General features: G+C 41.7%; 17 protein-coding genes. 3 read left to right on the top strand and 14 right to left on the bottom strand.

The features are described from left to right. Positions 1–51: 51 nt before the first annotated feature. The 4 genes from H6A27_RS02070 to H6A27_RS02085 form a co-directional block, all read right to left on the bottom strand. Complete coding sequence (locus H6A27_RS02070) at positions 52–690, bottom strand: ribonuclease H1 domain-containing protein (protein WP_204507491.1); 639 nt, start codon at positions 688–690, stop codon at positions 52–54. 2 nt (positions 691–692) lie between these two features. Next, positions 693–2,510, bottom strand: a complete 1,818-nt coding sequence (argS, locus tag H6A27_RS02075) for an arginine--tRNA ligase (RefSeq protein ID WP_204507492.1) — start codon at positions 2,508–2,510, stop codon at positions 693–695. Between the two features lie 86 nt (positions 2,511–2,596). Further along, a complete protein-coding gene (locus H6A27_RS02080) occupies positions 2,597–2,971 on the bottom strand; it encodes a helix-turn-helix domain-containing protein (RefSeq protein ID WP_235353492.1) in 375 nt (124 codons plus the stop codon). A 262-nt stretch (positions 2,972–3,233) separates the two neighbouring features. Further along, positions 3,234–4,460 carry a M16 family metallopeptidase gene (locus tag H6A27_RS02085; protein WP_204507493.1) on the bottom strand — a complete coding sequence of 409 codons (1,227 nt, stop codon included), beginning with the start codon at positions 4,458–4,460 and terminating at the stop codon, positions 3,234–3,236. A 178-nt stretch (positions 4,461–4,638) separates the two neighbouring features. Here H6A27_RS02085 and H6A27_RS02090 point away from each other — a divergent pair, with 178 nt between their 5' ends. Both H6A27_RS02090 and H6A27_RS02095 read left to right on the top strand, forming a co-directional pair. Next, on the top strand, positions 4,639–5,172 hold the full coding sequence (locus tag H6A27_RS02090) for an LOG family protein (RefSeq protein WP_204507494.1): 534 nt from the start codon (positions 4,639–4,641) through the stop codon (positions 5,170–5,172). A 39-nt stretch (positions 5,173–5,211) separates the two neighbouring features. After that, positions 5,212–6,132, top strand: a complete 921-nt coding sequence (locus tag H6A27_RS02095) for a carbohydrate kinase family protein (RefSeq protein WP_204507495.1) — start codon at positions 5,212–5,214, stop codon at positions 6,130–6,132. Here H6A27_RS02095 and mnmA read toward each other — a convergent pair. The 5 genes from mnmA to polA form a co-directional block, all read right to left on the bottom strand. Continuing rightward, positions 6,104–7,234, bottom strand: coding sequence for a tRNA 2-thiouridine(34) synthase MnmA (mnmA, locus tag H6A27_RS02100; RefSeq protein WP_204403137.1), 1,131 nt, complete (start codon positions 7,232–7,234; stop codon positions 6,104–6,106). The genes H6A27_RS02095 and mnmA overlap by 29 nt on opposite strands. Before the next feature lie 70 nt (positions 7,235–7,304). Beyond that, complete coding sequence (locus tag H6A27_RS02105) at positions 7,305–8,219, bottom strand: ketopantoate reductase family protein (RefSeq protein WP_204507496.1); 915 nt, start codon at positions 8,217–8,219, stop codon at positions 7,305–7,307. 12 nt (positions 8,220–8,231) lie between these two features. Continuing rightward, entirely contained in the window at positions 8,232–9,335 is a 1,104-nt protein-coding gene (gene ychF, locus H6A27_RS02110; RefSeq protein WP_204392884.1) for a redox-regulated ATPase YchF, read from the bottom strand. A 203-nt stretch (positions 9,336–9,538) separates the two neighbouring features. Beyond that, positions 9,539–9,925: a DUF3836 domain-containing protein gene (locus H6A27_RS02115; protein WP_204403142.1), complete on the bottom strand. Its 387-nt coding sequence runs from the start codon at positions 9,923–9,925 to the stop codon at positions 9,539–9,541. Positions 9,926–10,077: 152 nt separating this feature from the next. Beyond that, complete coding sequence (gene polA / locus H6A27_RS02120) at positions 10,078–12,861, bottom strand: DNA polymerase I (RefSeq protein WP_204507497.1); 2,784 nt, start codon at positions 12,859–12,861, stop codon at positions 10,078–10,080. A gap of 94 nt (positions 12,862–12,955) precedes the next feature. Between polA and H6A27_RS02125 the strand changes: the two genes are divergently transcribed. Further along, positions 12,956–13,930: a polyprenyl synthetase family protein gene (locus H6A27_RS02125; RefSeq protein ID WP_204507498.1), complete on the top strand. Its 975-nt coding sequence runs from the start codon at positions 12,956–12,958 to the stop codon at positions 13,928–13,930. A 197-nt stretch (positions 13,931–14,127) separates the two neighbouring features. Here H6A27_RS02125 and deoC read toward each other — a convergent pair whose 3' ends face one another. The 5 genes from deoC to H6A27_RS02150 form a co-directional block, all read right to left on the bottom strand. Beyond that, positions 14,128–15,018 (bottom strand): deoxyribose-phosphate aldolase, encoded by an 891-nt coding sequence (deoC, locus tag H6A27_RS02130; protein ID WP_239469537.1) that lies wholly within the window; start codon positions 15,016–15,018, stop codon positions 14,128–14,130. 71 nt (positions 15,019–15,089) lie between these two features. Next, the gene (locus H6A27_RS02135; protein ID WP_204507500.1) at positions 15,090–15,410 is read right to left on the bottom strand and encodes a nucleotide pyrophosphohydrolase; all 321 of its coding nucleotides are present in this window, start codon (positions 15,408–15,410) and stop codon (positions 15,090–15,092) included. Between the two features lie 3 nt (positions 15,411–15,413). Further along, a complete protein-coding gene (gene dtd / locus H6A27_RS02140; protein ID WP_204403149.1) occupies positions 15,414–15,866 on the bottom strand; it encodes a D-aminoacyl-tRNA deacylase in 453 nt (150 codons plus the stop codon). An 11-nt stretch (positions 15,867–15,877) separates the two neighbouring features. Next, entirely contained in the window at positions 15,878–17,704 is a 1,827-nt protein-coding gene (gene uvrC / locus H6A27_RS02145; RefSeq protein ID WP_204507501.1) for an excinuclease ABC subunit UvrC, read from the bottom strand. 17 nt (positions 17,705–17,721) lie between these two features. Beyond that, the gene (locus H6A27_RS02150) at positions 17,722–18,246 is read right to left on the bottom strand and encodes an adenine phosphoribosyltransferase (RefSeq protein ID WP_204507502.1); all 525 of its coding nucleotides are present in this window, start codon (positions 18,244–18,246) and stop codon (positions 17,722–17,724) included. Positions 18,247–18,340: the final 94 nt, after the last annotated feature.

Below are 18,340 nucleotides of genomic sequence, written 5' to 3' on the forward strand. Positions count from 1 at the left end.
ACGGTATTTGAATAGTATTTGAATACTGTTTAAACAGCGTTATAATTTTGTCTATTTTCGTCCGAAATCGGCAGGAATCTCTCCCCACTGGTCAGTCTGCCATTTCAGGATAGGAGTGGAGTAGGAGTTGTTCTTAAGCCAGTTCTCGGCCCTTTCAATATACTTGAACAGCTCTTCCGTCTTGGCGTTTCTCACGAGATTGGTCTTGCATTTTTTCCGTTTTACCCACAGTTGAGCGTTTCTGCTGTCGGAATATATAGGCATGTCCAGTCCTTTCTGTTTCAGCAATGCCAGTCCGTGTACTATGGCAAGAAACTCACCTATATTGTTTGTTCCATAAACCGGTCCGTAGTGGAAAATCTGTTCTCCCGTACGTAGATATACGCCACGGTATTCCATCATTCCCGGATTACCGCTACATGCGGCATCAACTGCTATACATTCGAAATTGAAGTCTTCCGGCAGATTACACTCCTGTTTCTTCTCGATGCTTCCACTTTTTTTTCTTCCAGAAGGATTAAGAAACTCGTATGCAGGCGAAGCAAAGGCGTGCTCTGCTTCCTCCCTTGTACTGAAGGATTTGTAGAGCGCGCCTTTGAAACCTTTTATCTGGAGCTGGCAGTCGGTCCATGAGTCATATACACCAGGATTGACACCTTTCCAGACTGTATAGTATTTTTTTTCAGCCATTATTACATTCTTTCAGGTACTTCGATACCAAGCAGTCCCATAGCTAATTTCACAATCTTACCTACATTCTTGCTCAGTTCAAGACGGAACACCTTGAGAGCCTCGTTCTCTTCGCGCAGTATGCTGAAATCGTGATAGAACTGATTGTATTCCTTAACTAAGTCGTAAGCATAGTTGGCAATGATAGAAGGATTGTAGTCGCTTCCTGCCTGTGCTACAACATTTCTGAAGTCGGCAAGCATCTGTATCAGACCTTCTTCCTTAGTGCTGAGTTCGATGTCAGCATTAAGAGTTTCAGGTATTGTGATACCGGCTTCGGCAGCTTTTCTCAAAATAGACTGGATACGTGCGTAAGTATATTGTATGAATGGTCCTGTGTTACCGTTGAAATCGATGGATTCCTTAGGATTGAAGGTCATGTTCTTTCTTGCGTCCACCTTCAGAATGAAATATTTCAATGCTCCGAGACCTACTATACGTGCTATATCGTCAGCTTCTTCTTTAGACAGACCGTCAAGTTTGCCAAGTTCGGCACTTGTTTCCTTCGCTGTTTCAATCATTGCCTCCATCAGGTCGTCTGCATCGACTACGGTACCTTCGCGGCTCTTCATCTTACCTTCAGGGAGTTCCACCATACCGTATGAGAAGTGTACAAGGTCTTTACCCCATTCGAAACCAAGCTTGTCGAGCAGTATAGAAAGAACCTGGAAATGATAGTTCTGTTCGTTACCAACCACGTAAATCATCTTGTTGATAGGGTAGTCCTGGAATCGCAGTTTGGCGGTACCTATGTCCTGTGTCATATATACCGATGTACCGTCACCACGGAGCAGAAGCTTGTGGTCAAGACCTTCGGCAGTAAGGTCGGCCCATACAGAACCGTCTTCCTTGCGGAAGAAGAAACCTTTCTCAAGTCCTTCCATGACCTTTTCCTTACCTTCCAGATAAGTTTCGGATTCGTAGTATATCTTGTCGAAGCTTACGCCCATCATCTTGTATGTCTCGTCGAAACCGGCATAAACCCAGTCGTTCATCATCTTCCACAGACCGCGTACTTCCGGATCGTTAGCTTCCCATTTGCGGAGCATTTCGCGTGCTTCGAGCATCAAAGGCGATTCAGCCTCAGCTTTAGCCTTGGCTTCTTCCTCGTTCATTCCTTCAGCCATGAATTTTGCGGTAAGTTCTTTGACTTCAGCTTTATAGTGCTTGTCGAAAGCCACGTAGTAATCACCTATCAGGTGGTCGCCCTTCTTGCCTGAAGACTCCGGTGTCTCGCCGTTGCCGTATTTTAGCCACGCCAGCATAGATTTGCAGATATGGATACCACGGTCGTTTACGATATTGGTCTTTACCACTTTGTTACCGTTAGCAGCCATAACGTTAGCTAATGCGTTACCAAGCAGATTGTTACGCACATGTCCTAAGTGCAGAGGCTTGTTGGTATTAGGCGATGAATATTCAATCATTACCAGTGGAGAATCTTCTTTAGCTTCTTTGATACCCCACTTTTCGTCTTTGTTGATAGTGTTGAGCAGTTCTACCCACACACCGGATGCTATAGTAAGATTCAAGAATCCCTTTATGACATTGAAATCTGCAATTGCAGGTTCATTCTTTTTCAGATATTCACCTATTTCCTGTGCAGTCTGTTCAGGACCTTTCTTTGACATTTTCAGGAAAGGGAACACAACCAGTGTCAAATGACCTTCGAACTCTTTCTTGGTCTTCTGTAACTGCACCATTTTTTCAGGCACATCCTGTCCGTACAACTGTTTGATACCTTCAATTACGGCAGCTGTCAGCTTGTCTTCTATTTTCATTATAATGTGGTTTATTGTTTGTCAAGATAAATACTGCCACAAAGATAATGTTTTTTAGATTAATACTTTAAGTTTTTAATAGACATTTAATTTCTGTTTGTTTGTTCTTTCCTCCATTTCATCGGTGATATGCCGGTTATTATCTTAAATTGCTTGCTGAAATGAGCCTGGTCGTTGTATCCTGTCATTACCGCAATTTGTCCCATTGTAATGTTCGGATTGTCAGTCATTATTTTTTTGGCTTCATCAACTCTCATTTTGTGAATCCATGTATTAAAATTCGAATTGTAAGTGTCGTTGATAAAATTCGAGATATAAGTACGGTTTATTCCAAGTTCGGCCCCAAGTTTTTCTATTCCAATATCGTGTTGGAGATATTCTTTTTTTTCTACCCATTCGTTTACTAATAATTTAATCTTTAATGAGTCCTTGGCTTTTCTATGGATATTTAACTTGCTCATAGATAGTGGTTTCCTGTTAATAGAGTTATATAAAAGCTTGTTCTGTTTTTCACTCAAAAATATCCTTATATTTACGCTTTTACAAATGATGTTTTTGACTTTTGTTACCATTCGGTCATTATCGTGTACTATTATGTAAAAAATCACTACTATGTGGTAAATATTTTTTTGTTATTTGTTTTTTAATGATGTTTTATAAAAAGAAAATCTCACCTCAAACAGTGGCTTGAAGTGAGATTTTCCTTTGTATGAATGAAACTGGTTAGTAATATATCAGTGTTGACAGTCTGTCTTCGTTTAATATTTCGTTGGATATTTCAAGAAGTTCTTGTGCCGTGATACTTTCTATGCGTTTATAGACTTCTTCCTTTTCTTCGTAGCGGTTGTAATGGAGAAAACATTTTCCCATATCGAGGGCACAGTTCTCAAAATTGTCTGATGCCACTCCAAGCTGTCCGATTATCTGTTTTTTGGCTGCAGATAGCTGGCTCTCTTTCATCATGTTGTCTCTCAGTTTTTTGAGTTCTTTCATTGTAAGTTCTATACAGCGGTCCTTGTCCTCTTGGTCACAACCGAAATATATGCTGAACACTCCTGTGTCTGTATATGATGTAAGATTGGATTCGACGTTATATACGAGGGCGTTTTTCTCTCTTAGGACTACATTCAATCGGCTGTTCATACCTGGACCACCAAGTATGTTATTTAGTAGATATAATCCTGTGCGTCGGCTGTTATGGGCATCGTATGCCCGTGTACCTATCATGACGTGCGACTGGTGAGTGTCCTTGTTCAGTGTAAGGCTATGCGGCGTGTATGGCAGGGGAGTGGTACGTCCTTCTATTGGTGTGAGATATGCCGGTATGTCGTGTGTAAGCTTTTCTATTGTACTGACTACTTTCCTGAACGGAATATTTCCCAAAACAAAGAATACCATATTACCGGTTTTGTATCTGTCATGAGTAAAGCGGAGGGCATCTTCGGAATCGAATCCCCTGAGCAGTTCAGGTTTTCCAAGGATATTTCTTCCCAAAGGATGTTCCGGAAATATCAATTCTTCGAAATCGTCGAATATAAGTTCGGCAGGACTGTCCTCGTAGCTTTGAATTTCGTCGATGATTACTTCTACCTCTTTTTCAATCTGATTTTCGGGGAATGTGCTGTGGAACACTATGTCTGTCAGCAGCTCGGCCGCACGCATGAAATGCTGTTTCAGAAAAGTGCTGTAAACTACGGTCTCTTCTTTGTTGGTGTATGCGTTAAGGTCGCCGCCAACGTTCTCCATGCGGTTCAAGATGTGCCATGCCCGGCGGTGGGTGGTTCCTTTGAACAGAAGATGCTCTACAAAGTGGGCTATACCCTGTTCGTTGTCCTTTTCATCGCGTGTCCCTGCGTTTATGGCGTATCCGCAATAGACTACGTCTGTAGGGCTGGGGCTGTGAATTATCCTCAGTCCGTTAGCTAATGTATGTGTGGATATTGTATTCATTCTGAAGTTTTTTGAGGCTGCAAATTTAAGAAAGGTTTTCGGTATAAAAAAATGAGCTGTCGTTTTAGGTAAAACGTGCTGTCGTTTTAAGTAAAATGTCAAGGCGTTTTAAAAAAACGTCTTAGGCATATAAAAGTATCAATATTTATGTTCATATTTGTAAGTAAAATTCATATATATGGAACGTATAGCTGTTTTCTGTTCTGCATCGCAGGACATTGATAATATTTATGCCGAAAAGGCACGCGAGTTAGGTGCCTGGATGGGGGATAACAGGAAAACTTTAGTTTATGGCGGGACAAATTCCGGACTGATGGAAGTGATAGCCGCCGAGGCTAAGGCGCATGGAGCTATGGTGATGGGGGTAGTGCCTACCATAGTGGAAGAACGAGGAAAGACGAGCGACCTTTGCGACGTGATTTTCCGTACGGACAATCTGAGCGACAGAAAGGACGTGATGTTACGTGAATCGGAAGTGGCAATAGCGCTGCCAGGAGGCGTTGGGACACTTGACGAGGTGTTCAGCGTCATGGCTTCTGCTACAATAGGTTATCACCGTAAACAGGTGATATTCTACAATATAAATGGCTTTTGGGACGGCGTGATAGCTTTTTTGGACGGATTGGAAAAACAACATTTCGCCCATTCGCCGCTTAAAAACTTCTTTAAGGTAGCCGATTCGCTTGAAGAACTTGTGGAATTGATTAAATAAGGGTCCAACAACTAACAACTAAAAACCAACAACTGTAAAATGCGAAAGATTATAGGAATAGGAGAGACCATACTCGATATACTTTTCAGAGATGGACAGCCACAGGCTGCTGTGCCGGGAGGTTCGGTGTATAACGGAGTGGTATCATTGGGAAGAATGGGGATGGACGTAACGTTCATCAGCGAGACAGGTAATGACAAGGTAGGTCAGATTATTCTTGACAATATGCGCGAGAATGGTGTGAGGACAGACAGCGTGAATGTGTTTCCTGACGGGAAATCACCGGTATCATTGGCTTTTCTGAATGAAAGGAACGATGCTGAATACATTTTCTACAAGGATTATCCTAAGTTGAGGCTTGACGTGAAAATGCCTGATATACAGAAGGACGACATCCTGATGATAGGATCGTATTACGCAATATCTCCTTTGCTTCGCGATAAGATTAAGGAGATACTGGACAAGGCCAAGAGTAATGAAGCCATTATATATTATGACGTGAATTTCAGGAGTAACCATCTGTCGGAGGCCATCAAGCTGATGCCTACTGTGCTTGAGAACTTCGAGTATGCCGATATTCTGCGCGGTTCGACTGAGGATTTCCAGAATCTGTTCAATACAGGCGATCCGGATAAGGTTTATAAGAATAATGTGGGTTTCTACTGCAAGAACTTCATTTGTACGGATGCCGACAAGGATATACATCTCTATTACGGTAAATTAAAGAAGACATACGGCGTGGAACCTGTAGAAACGGTAAGCACCATAGGCGCCGGAGATAATTTTAACGCCGGCGTCGTATATGGGCTTATAAAGAATAATATAGGGAAAGACGATTTGTCCACTCTTTCAGAAGCAGATTGGGACAAAGTGATACGCTGCGGTATTGACTTCAGCGCGGAAGTGTGCCGCAGTGTACATAATTCGGTGTCTAAAGAGTTTGCTGCGTCATACCGCTGACAATCTTCTTCACTTCGTTTTGGAAGGCTATGAATCCGCCTCCCAAAACGCGGTTCCCATCGTAGAATACGGCAGACTGTCCTGGGGTGATAGCCGATGCTTCTGTACCGAAATGTACAATCATGCGTCCGTCGTCCAGTAGGGTAGCGGTGCATGGAATCGGCTTGCTTCTGTAGCGTATTCTTACTGAAAGCTCAGGGCAGGAGAGTATCTCGTTGATATCGGCTGTATTGATGTCCTCTACGAGCATATATTCTGTCTTAAGCTGTTCGGCGTCACCCAACATTACTGTATTTTTCAGAGGATTTATTTTCAGTACGTACGCAGGTTTTCCCAGTGCTATTTCAAGGCCTTTGCGCTGACCTATGGTATAATAGGCAAAGCCCTTGTGCTGACCGAGTTTAAGCCCTTTGCTGTCAACAAACCATCCCGGACCTATCTTTTCGTCAATGTCCGGACAATGTTCTTTCAGGAAATCTCTGTAATCTTTGTCGATAAAGCATATTTCCATGCTCTCGCCGCCTTTGGCTTTTGCCTCGAATCCTTTCGAAGCGAGATATTCCCTTACTTCTACTTTGGTCATTCCGCCTAACGGAAACATCATCCGTTTAAGTATCTCCTGAGGTAGCTTCCACAGGAAGTAAGACTGATCTTTGGTACTGTCGTCACCTGTGAGGATATATCTGTTGCCGTTCCTGTCTTCCATGCGGCAGTAGTGCCCTGTAGCGATGTGCGCACAGTTGGTCTTGTCCGCCCATTCACACAGTATCCTTTCCTTGAACAACGGATTACACATTACACATGGGTTGGGAGTACGTCCACGCATATATTCGTCTATGAAATACTTCACTATCACCTGCTTGAACTCTTCGCGTACGTCGGCCACATGGTGTTCTATTCCTAATCTGGCTGCGAGTTCCCTTGCCTCGAGTACAAAGTTCGGCTCTTCCTGTCCGGGGGTGGAGAACTGTGACGCTATATCCCATGTACGCATGGTTACGCCCACTACTTCATATCCTTGTTCCTGAAGCATGATGCATGTGGCGGAACTGTCTATACCGCCGCTCATACCTACAAGCACTCTTTTTTCTCTGTCATTCATGATTCGTGTAGTTTTGTATTAATAACAGCAGGTGTGACTGTGATGTTCATAGTCCGGCGTTTGCAATCACTTATTTTATGAACTTTTTGGCAACCTTATGATATGTGTCGAGGTTTACTCCCAATTTCTTGCCCAAGTCTATCATATCGAACAGCATTCCCTGTATCTCGGACTGATGGCCTTTTGCCAGGTCTTTCTGCATAGAGGCTGTACTGTGAGGGTCAAGCTTATCGATTACCTTCAGGTTATATTCTATAGGGTCTTCTGGAAAAATCACACCAAGACGACGGCCTATTTCCGCACTTTCGGCAGACAGTCCCTTGAATGTGTTGCGTACTTCGCCTTCATGCTGTACTTCGCCCATCGGAACATCGTGGTATGCGCCTGTACATGCCATGGCAGAAATGAATGCCCATTTGATGAATGTGTCGCGGTTGATATCATCGGATACATCGACTTTTATACCGCATTTGCGCAGCGTATCGGCTATTTCTTCAAGGCGCTCGCGTGCTACATCCTGCTCCGGACGCGCTCCGAACACGAGGCGGAAAATTGTTCCCATCTGTGTTATTTCGCCTTCGCCCGATACGAAACCTACTATGTAGATGCAACCGTCGAGTACTTTAACAGACGGAGCGAGACGGCCAATGCGCGGACCTGTGCCATATACATTAAGTATCGGAATAACGAGAGTGTCGGGAGTGGAAGCGCGTTCGAGGACATTTTTTATGGAGTCGATGGAATATCCTTTTACGCATACGAAAATAACATCGGCCTTATCGTTGTATTCTTCGGATGTAAAGGCCTTTACGTTAAGAAAGTGTTCTCCCTTAAGATCGGATTTCAAGTGCAGTCCTTTGCTGCGGATTGCTTCGAGGTGGGCGCCACGTGCTATGCAGGTGACATCCTCACCGTTTAATGCCAAAAAACCGGCGATGCTACCTCCAACGCCGCCGGTTCCTATGATTAGATATTTCTTTTGCATATATAATTGAGATTATACATTGAATCTGAAGTGCATGATGTCGCCGTCCTGAACTATATAGTCCTTACCCTCAACATTCATCTTGCCTGCTTCTTTTACAGCTGCTTCAGAACCGTATTTGATGTAATCGTCGTATTTGATTACTTCGGCGCGGATAAAGCCTTTTTCAAAGTCGGTGTGTATTACTCCTGCACATTGTGGAGCCTTCCATCCCTTGCGGTAAGTCCATGCTCTTACTTCCTGGACTCCGGCTGTGAGGAATGTCTCGAGGTCGAGCAATTTATATGCAGCCTTTATGAGTCGTGTAACGCCCGATTCTTCCAGTCCTACTTCCTGAAGGAACATCTGGCGGTCTTCGTATGTCTCAAGTTCAGCAATATCAGCTTCTGTTTTAGCTGCTACTATAAGAATTTCGGCATTTTCGTCTTTTACGGCTTCACGAACCTGTTCAACGTATTTGTTGCCGTTCACTGCGCTTGCTTCATCCACATTACATACATAAAGTACAGGTTTGCTTGTGATGAGGAACAGTTCTCTTGCAATTTTCTGTTCGTCTTTTGTCTCGAACTGAACTGTACGTGCCGATTTACCCTGTTCGAGGGCTTCCTTGTATTGAACAAGTACTTCGTAAGTCTGTTTTGCTACCTTGTCGCCACCTGTCTGTGCCTGTTTCTGCACTTTCTGTATGCGGCTTTCAATAGTCTCGAGGTCCTTCAACTGAAGTTCTGTGTCGATGATTTCCTTGTCGCGCACAGGGTCAACACTTCCGTCAACGTGTGTAACATTGTCATCATCGAAGCAACGCAAAACGTGGATAATGGCATCAGTTTCGCGAATGTTTGCAAGGAACTTGTTTCCTAAACCTTCGCCTTTGCTTGCACCTTTCACGAGTCCGGCGATATCGACAATTTCTACAGTTGTCGGGACGATACGGTTAGGATTGATAAGTTCGGCCAGCTTGTTCAGACGTTCATCGGGAACAGTAATTACACCTACGTTAGGTTCGATAGTACAGAATGGGAAATTGGCTGCCTGAGCCTTTGCGTTAGATAAGCAATTGAAAAGTGTCGATTTACCAACGTTTGGCAGACCGACAATACCACATTGTAAAGCCATAAATATATATAAGTTTTTTATTTTTAGACCTAAAACTTTGCAAAGGTACTTATTTTATTATATAAATGCAAAGTAATGATATATTTGCTTCATTTCTTCAACTTCCACATTAATACAGACATAATAAAAAAAGAGGCAACTCAAACGAGTCGCCTCTTAATAGAGAGATTTTATTTATTTTTTTTGTCAGCTAATCTATTAAATTACTTATCCATTGTAACTGTCATGTCAGGAATTAAAATGAATGCGCCTTTTTTGCTGTTCCATTTATAGTATTCTGTAGTAATACTCTTGCTGTCATAAATATAACAGATTTTCAAGTCGTTTACCCAGCAATTATCAACTGAATCCCATTTTTGTGACAAATTTTCAGTCATCTGGTTGTTTGCATCATACTTATAGTTGTATTTCATATATTTAGTCAGCAGATTATTATCCATCTTATAGACAGTTTCCGCTACTTTCAATCCGTCAACTTCTTCTGCGTTGTAAATCAAGTTGTTATTCAGTTTAGCTGCAGAAAGTGTGGCATTTGCAATAAAAATTGTTACAATTACTAACAAGGTTTTGATAAGATTCATAGCTTTCATATATTTAATGTTTTAGGTTTAACTTACACTTTGTTTTTGATTACGGTGCAAATATAGATATTATTTCTATATGTTGTATGTTTTCAGCCTAAAAAATCACTATATCTTAGCAAAATGTTAGTTATTTAACTTTTGTTTGCGATTGTCCTTCCTTAGTGCGCCTCAAGCCAATTTTTACCCCAACCGCAGTCTGCGAGCAAAGGAACTTTCATTTTGTAAGCGGCTTCCATTTCGGATATCACAATTTGTTGCACTTTCTCTTTTTCTTCTCTCAGGACGCTGAAATTCAGTTCGTCGTGTACCTGTAATATCATTTTCGACTTTAGACCTTCTTCCATGAAACGTTTGTATATTCTGGCCATAGCTACCTTTATTATGTCGGCCGCACTACCCTGAATAGGAGCATTTATCGCGTTTCGTTCGGCATAACCTCGTACTACCGCATTTCTTGAGTTTATGTCAGGAAGATATCTTTTGCGCTTGAATATTGTTTCAATGTATCCTTTGTCTCTTGCGACCTTTATGCTTTCGTCCATATATGCCTTTACTTTAGGATAATTTTCAAAATATCCGTCAATAAGCTCTTTGGCTTCTTTTCTATCTACATTTAGCCTTTCTGCAAGTCCGAACACAGATATACCGTATATAATACCGAAGTTTGCGGTCTTGGCCTTACTTCTTTGCTCTCTTGTCACCTGGCTGATGTCTGTCTTATATATTTTTGCTGCTGTAGCCGCATGAATATCCTGCTCTTCCCTGAAAGCTTCTATCATATTCTCGTCCCCGCTGAGGTGCGCCATTATTCTAAGTTCTATCTGGGAATAGTCGGCAGAGAAAAATTCGCAGCCATCGTCAGGTATAAAAGCTTTTCTTATCTCTTTCCCGTCTTCGTTCCTTATAGGAATGTTCTGTAGATTAGGATTGCTCGAGCTTAGTCTTCCTGTGGCAGTTACTGTCTGATTGAAAGATGTATGTATTCTTCCTGTCTTTGGATTGATAAGTTCTGGCAAGGAATCAATATAAGTACTTAGCAGTTTCTTAAGACCGCGATAGTCGAGTATCTTTTCTACAATCTGATGTTTTCCTTTCAGACTCTCCAGTACTTCTTCGGAAGTGACGTACTGTCCTGTCTTTGTCTTTTTGGCTTTTTCTACAATCTTCAATCTATCGAACAATATTTCGCCCACCTGTTTTGGCGACGAAACGTTGAATTCCATTCCTGCAAGTTGGTAAATCTCTTCTTCGATTTCGCGCATTCTTACAGTAAAATGCTTAGAGGTTTCTTTCAAGGCATCGGTGTCTATTCTCACTCCGTTTCTTTCCATATATGCAAGAACAGGAACCAAAGGCATTTCTATTTCTTCAAACAGTTCCTTTACGTTGTTTGTCTCGAGTTCCTTTTCAAGGATATTTTTCAGTTTGAGGGTGACGTCGGCGTCTTCGCATGCATATTTATATATATCGGTAGGAGAGAGGTCGCGCATGTTACGCTGGTTCTTACCTTTCGCGCCAATCAGTTCTTCTATCTTGATTGTATCATATTTCAGATAGACTTCGGCAAGATAGTCCATTCCATGATGGAGTTCCGGTTGAAGTACATAATGTGCAATCATGGTATCGAATAATTTTCCTTTTATAGTCACACCATAATTTGCAAGAACAATCATGTCGTATTTGATGTTCTGACCTACCTTGATGGCTTTTTCATCCTCAAACAGCGGTTTGAACATATTAACAATTTTTTGTGCTTCTTCTCTGTTTGGTGGTACTGGAACGTAAAAAGCCTTGTTTTCTTCGTAACTGAAGCTCATTCCTACCAATTCAGCTGCCATTGGCTCAGTTCCGGTAGTCTCTGTGTCCAGACTGAAAATATCCTTTGTAAGGATTATTCTTAAAAAATCGTTGATTTTGTCCTCATTATCAAGAAGTTGATAGTCGTAGGATAGGTCTTCAAGCCTTCTGAGACTTGAATTTTTCTGTTCTTCCGTATTGTCGTCGGCAAAAAATCCAAAGAGATCGCCTTGAAAGGCATCATTTGCCGGAACTGTTTTTACCGGAGCTTTCTTTTCGTTCTTGAATACCCTGTCAAGCAAAGTCCGGAACTCCAGTTCTTCGAAAATGCTTCTTAGTTTTTCTTCGTCGGGAGTTTCTCTCTTCAACTGCTCCATGTCAAGTTCGATTGGAACGTCCGTCTTAATGGTTGCAAGGAATTTGGAGAATCTTATTTTCTCGATGTTTGATTCCACTTTTGTTTTTACAGCCCCAGTAAGTTGGCTGGTGTTTTCGAGAAGATTCTCAATACTTCCAAATTGTGATATAAGTTTCTGTGCAGTTTTTTCTCCCACACCAGGACAGCCCGGGATATTGTCCGACGAGTCGCCCATGAGTCCGAGCATGTCTATTACCTGAGCTGGAGATTCTATATTGAATTTGGCCTTAACTTCATTTACTCCCATTACGTCGAATTCCTTGTCGCCGTATTTAGGCCTGTACATAAACACGTTTTCGCTAACGAGCTGACCATAGTCCTTGTCGGGAGTCATCATGTAAGTCTTGATTCCTCTTTTCCCGGCTTCTGTTGCGAGCGTTCCTATCACGTCGTCTGCCTCGAATCCCGGAACTTCAAGGATAGGTATTCTATATGCTCTGATAATATCCTTGATGATAGGCACAGACAGTTTTATCGCTTCAGGAGTCTCTTCTCGCTGAGCTTTATATTCTTTGTAAGCCTCGTGTCTGAAAGTAGGGCCTGAAGGATCGAAGGCTACGCCAATGTGGGTAGGAGCTTCTTTTTTCAATACATCCTCGAGAGTGTTTACAAAACCGAGTATAGCAGATGTGTTAAAGCCTTTTGAGTTAATTCTCGGGCTTTTGATTAATGCGTAGTATGCACGGTAGATTAATGCGTAAGCATCGAGTAGAAAAAGTTTATCCATTTAGTGTGAATTAATAATGAAATTTCATGTAAAAGTACAAAAAAATACCATATTCCCCTTTTTATTATTACTTTTGTACGCTAATTTATTCCCGATGGACACAGTAGATATTATAAAACAACCTATTATACATGAATTAGAAGCTTTCAGAGAGCTGTTCGTCTCGTCATTGAAGAGTGATAATCCACTTCTCGACAATGTTTTGTCATATATCAAGAAAAGAAGCGGCAAGATGATGAGACCTATTTTGGTCATGCTCATAGCCAAAGCGTATGGTACAATAGATGATTCAGTGAGACATGTAGCTCTATCGCTTGAACTGCTCCATACAGCAAGTTTGGTTCACGATGACGTGGTGGATGAAAGTACTGAGCGAAGGGGCCAGCAATCTGTCAATGCTGTTTATAATAATAAGTTATCTGTATTGGTTGGCGACTATATCCTGGCTACATGTCTTAAGCATGCGTCGATGACAGGAAATATCAAACTGGTGGAACTTGTCTCTAATCTTGGCCAGGATCTTTCATTAGGCGAAGTTATACAGTTGGCCAATCTGTCTAATAAACAATTCTCTGAAGATGATTATTTCAATGTCATTCGCAGGAAGACTGCGGCTTTATTTACTGCGGCTGCAGAGTGTGGCGCTGTTGCTGTAGGAGCTTCGGAAAAGGACGTGAAGAGTGCTGCCACTTTTGGTGAGATGCTGGGTATTGCTTTTCAGATAAAGGATGATATTTTTGATTACTTTGATGATAATACAATAGGGAAGCCTACAGGCAATGATATGGTTGAGGGTAAACTGACGCTTCCTGCAATATATGTACTGAACAAAATGAATGATAAATCACTGAATGAACTTGCGTTGCGTATTAGAGCTATGGAGGCAACAAAAGATGAGATAAATTCATTTGTTGAGACTGTAAAAAAAGAGGGTGGGATAGAGTATGCTGAAAAGATAATGCATGATTATCGAAATAAGGCACTTGCCATTTTACCTGAATATATTTCTCAGGATATACGGTCGTCACTTACAGCTTATATTGATTATGTGATAGACCGAAATAAATAATATAATGATAATTATACCATAAAAAATATAGGACGAAAACTAACATTCGTCCTATATTTTTTATGGTATTTTGAGATTGAAAAAAACTTGCCCAAATTTAAGTCAAAACTTGCCCGTGTTTAAGTTTGAATTTGCCCGTGTTTTATTTGGACTAAATAAAAGGATTTTTTTTAACAAAATATTCCCTTTTAAGTTGATTAGAATAGCTTTATTTCTTCTCCCAGGATGTCTGATAAAATTAGGTTTGCCAGACGACTTGTCCCGATACGGAAGAGTCCTTCTTTAAACCATTCTTCGCCAAGAACCTCTTTTGCTATTGTATAATATTTCAAGGCATCTTCCACAGTATTGATTCCGCCAGCAGCTTTAAAACCAATCTTTATTCCTGTTTCAAGGAAGTATTCCTTAATAGCCTTACACATTACAAACGCGGCTTCCGGTGTCGCTCCGATGTTTTCCTTTCCTGTAGATGTCTTGATGAAATCTGCTCCGGCATACATAGCCAAAATGGCTGCTTTCTTTATATTTGAAGCACTTCCCAATACGCCTGTCTCAAGAATTACTTTCAGAGTTTTGTCGCCGCAGACAGCCTTAAGCTCTTCAATCTCGTCGCTCAGGCTTTCATAGTCTCCGTTCAGGAATTTACCAACCGGTAATACGATATCTATTTCATCGGCTCCTGCATGTATTGCCATGGCTGTTTCCGCAACTTTAACTTCGGTGAAAGTCTGTGATGAAGGGAATCCTCCGGATACGCATGCAATCTTTACATCGTCTGCCTCAAGTCCGTCGTTAACAATCTCTGCCATGTTAGGATAAACACAGATAGCAGCTACGTTTTTCATGTCCGGATATTTATCGGCAAACTCATTCACCTTTTCTGTTAGCTTAAGTATGCTTTCCTCACTGTCTGTACATTTAAGGCTTGTAAGGTCGATGCTGCCGAATAAAAATTTCTTTACATCTTTTGTATTATTCTCGTGTAAGTGCTTATTCAGGATGTTCTCAGTGGCGTAACTGATTTCATCGTCCTTCAGGGCTGTATTGTACTTGCTCAATGCCTCTGTGTATTTATCACTTGTAGGCATTTCATGCTCATGCTCGTGGTCATGTTCCTGTTCAAAATCGTAGATGTTTTCTTCGTTGTAACTCATAAGCATTATAGTTTTGGATTGTTTTTATGTCTGTCTTTATCTCTTGAAGTTTTCTTTTCGATGTTCTTTCTGAATGCTTCCGTAAGGTTCACGCCTGTCTGGTTAGCCAGGCAGAGCAGTACCCAGAGTACATCCGCCATCTCGTCTGCCGGGTCCTGGTTCTCTCCTTCCTTGAACGATTGGTCGCCGTATTTTCTTGACATTACTCTTGCCAGTTCTCCCACTTCTTCAGTCAGGACTGCCATGTTTGTCAGTTCGCTGAAGTATCTTACACCGTATTCTTTTATCCAGTTATCAACTGTTTTCTGGGCTTCATCAAGTGTCATAACTTATTCCTTATTCTTTGAATCTATCAATATTGTTACAGGTCCGTTGTTAAGCAACTCTACTTTCATATCCGCGCCGAATTCGCCTGTTCCGACTTCCTTTCCAAGTGCTTTACTCACTTCGTTGCAGAAGTATTCGTAGAGTGGGATAGCGGTTTCATGTCCGGCGGCTCTTATGTATGACGGTCTGTTTCCTTTCTTTGTAGAAGCCATCAATGTGAACTGGCTAACGATGAGAATCTCGCCGTTCACATCCATTATGGATTTGTTCATCACTCCGTTCTCATCGTCGAACACTCTCAGCCCGATAACCTTTTTGCACAGCCAGTCGGCATCCTCTTTTGTGTCGGCTTCCTCAATTCCGACCAATATCATGAAACCCTCTTTGATTGCCGATTTGCATACTCCGTTTATGGTTACAGATGCGTGGCTAACCCTCTGTATAACTAATCTCATATTATGATAAATTATTCCTTGTTTAATTCTTCTTTTACAGCCTTTGCAGAGGCTTCTCCAACGACGTTGGACAGTTCTTCAATGCTTGCTTCTTTTATCCGTTTCACGCTCTTGAATGCTTTCAGAAGCGCTGTTTTCTTTTTCTCTCCGATTCCTTTTATATTATCCAGCGCTGATGCAATCTGACTCTTGCTTCTCTTGTCGCGGTGGAAGGTAATTGCAAACCTGTGGACTTCATCCTGTATGTTCTCAAGCAGATGGAATAGGGGAGTTCCCTGTTTTATTCCTATCGTTTGTGGCGGAAATCCTGCAAGCACTTCCGATGTTCTGTGGCGGTTGTCTTTAGCCAGTCCTACGATTGGAATGCTGAGGTGAAGTTCATCTTCTATAACCTGCCTTACTACCTCCATCTGCCCCTTACCGCCATCAGTCAGTATTACGTCAGGAAGTTCACCCTGTTCGTCAATGATACGCGTATATCTTCTTCTTACAACCTCCTGCATTGAGGCATAATCGTCCGGGCCTTCTACGGTTTTTATGATGTATTTCCTGTAGTCCTTCTTGCTCGGTTTTGCCTTTTTGAAGACAACACACGCCGCTACGGCATCCGAGCCCTGAATGTTCGAGTTGTCGAAACATTCTATGTGGACAGGCATCTTGTCGAGGTGAAGTTGTTCCTGTATTTCTTTCATCAGTCTCACACTCCTCTGTTCAGGATTGAGTTTTTCAGCCTGTTTCAGGCGATCCACTTTGTACTGTTTTACATTCAGTATAGACAGTTCAAGAAGATGCTTTTTGTCTCCTCTTTGAGGTATGGTAAATGTTACTCCGTTCATCTCCATGTCGAGCTCAAAAGGTACTATTATCTCCTTCGATTCGCTATGATATCTTTCTCTCATTTCTACAATACCAAGTTGGAGCAACTCCTCTTTAGTTTCGTTCATTCGTACTTTATATTCGAACGTGAAAGCCTGGTTTATGCATCCGTTCGTGATATGCAGATAGTTTATGTATGCTACGCCTTCGTCCGTTTCTATTGAGAATACATCAATATTATGCAACACCGAACTTACTACCTCGCTCTTCGACCTGTAGCTTTCCACCAGGTCATATTTGAGCTTTATTTTTTGTGCCTCCTCGAATTTAAGTTCACTTGCCAATTTCTGCATTTCATCCATCAGCATATCGCTTATTACGCGTGTATTGCCTTTCAAGATTTCCTTTATTTCCGCTATCTGATTCATGTATTCCTCATGACTCTGTAGTCCGATACATGGACCTTTGCAGTTCTTGATGTGATATTCCAGACAGACCTTGAACTTTCCTTGTGATATGTTTTCCGGAGTAAGCGCAAGATGACACGTCCTCAGATTATAGAGTTTCTTTATGAGTTCCAGAACAGCCATCATTGACGGAACATGACTGTATGGTCCGAAGTAAGTACCTTCTTTCCTGTCTATCTTTCTTGTCTTGAATACACGTGGAAAATATTCGTTGCTGATGCAGATAGAAGGATAGCTCTTGTCGTCCTTAAGCAGGACATTGTATCTTGGTTTGTATTTCTTAATCAGATTATTTTCCAGCAATAATGCGTCTTCTTCGGTATTGACTACGATGTATCTGATGTCGGCAATCTTTGTCACGAGTATTCTTGTTTTTGCTGATTGATGTTCTTTTGCAAAATATGAATAAACTCGTCTTTTCAGATTCTTGGCTTTGCCAACATATATGATTGTACCTTCCGAATTCAGATACTGATATATCCCCGGACTGTCCGGCAGGTTCAGAACGATGCCTCTCAGATAATCGCTTGTTTTAAGTTCTTCTTTCGAATCCATTATTGCCGTGAGTGTATTTATAATTCGAGTATGGTCTTCACCTCTACATCTGCAGGGAATGCTTGCCTTCCGTTTAGTCCCTTCAGTTCGATAACGAAGTTGATATATGTCTGTTTTGCTCCAGCCTTCTTGACCAGTCTGTGTGTGGCAGCCATAGTTCCACCTGTAGCAAGAAGGTCATCGTGAAGCAGTACCACGTCGTCTTCGCTTATTGCATCTTTATGAAGTTGGATAGTGTCGGTACCATATTCCTTAGCGTAAGTTTCTTCTATTACCTCTGCAGGAAGTTTTCCAGGCTTGCGTGCCATGATGAAGCCTGCGCCTAATCTTTCTGCGAGCGCACCGCCTAATATGAATCCTCTTGATTCGATGCCTACCACCTTTGTGATACCTTTGTCTTTATAAAGTTCGTATAGCTCGTCTATCAGGCCGCTTAGGCATTCGCTGTTTTTAAATAGGGTAGTTACGTCGTAGAACAGGATTCCCGGCTTTGGGAAGTCTGGTATCTCGCGGAGATTCTTTCTTAAGATTTCTTTGTTCATATATTAGTTCTTTTATTTATTCTTTCCTTAAAGTTTTACGTTAAGTTATATGCTTACTTTAGGGCCTATTCCTTTATTTTCAATATCTTATGGG

The sequence above is a fragment of the Bacteroides caecigallinarum genome, assembly GCF_016902295.1.
Lineage (GTDB): Bacteria > Bacteroidota > Bacteroidia > Bacteroidales > Bacteroidaceae > Phocaeicola > Phocaeicola caecigallinarum_A.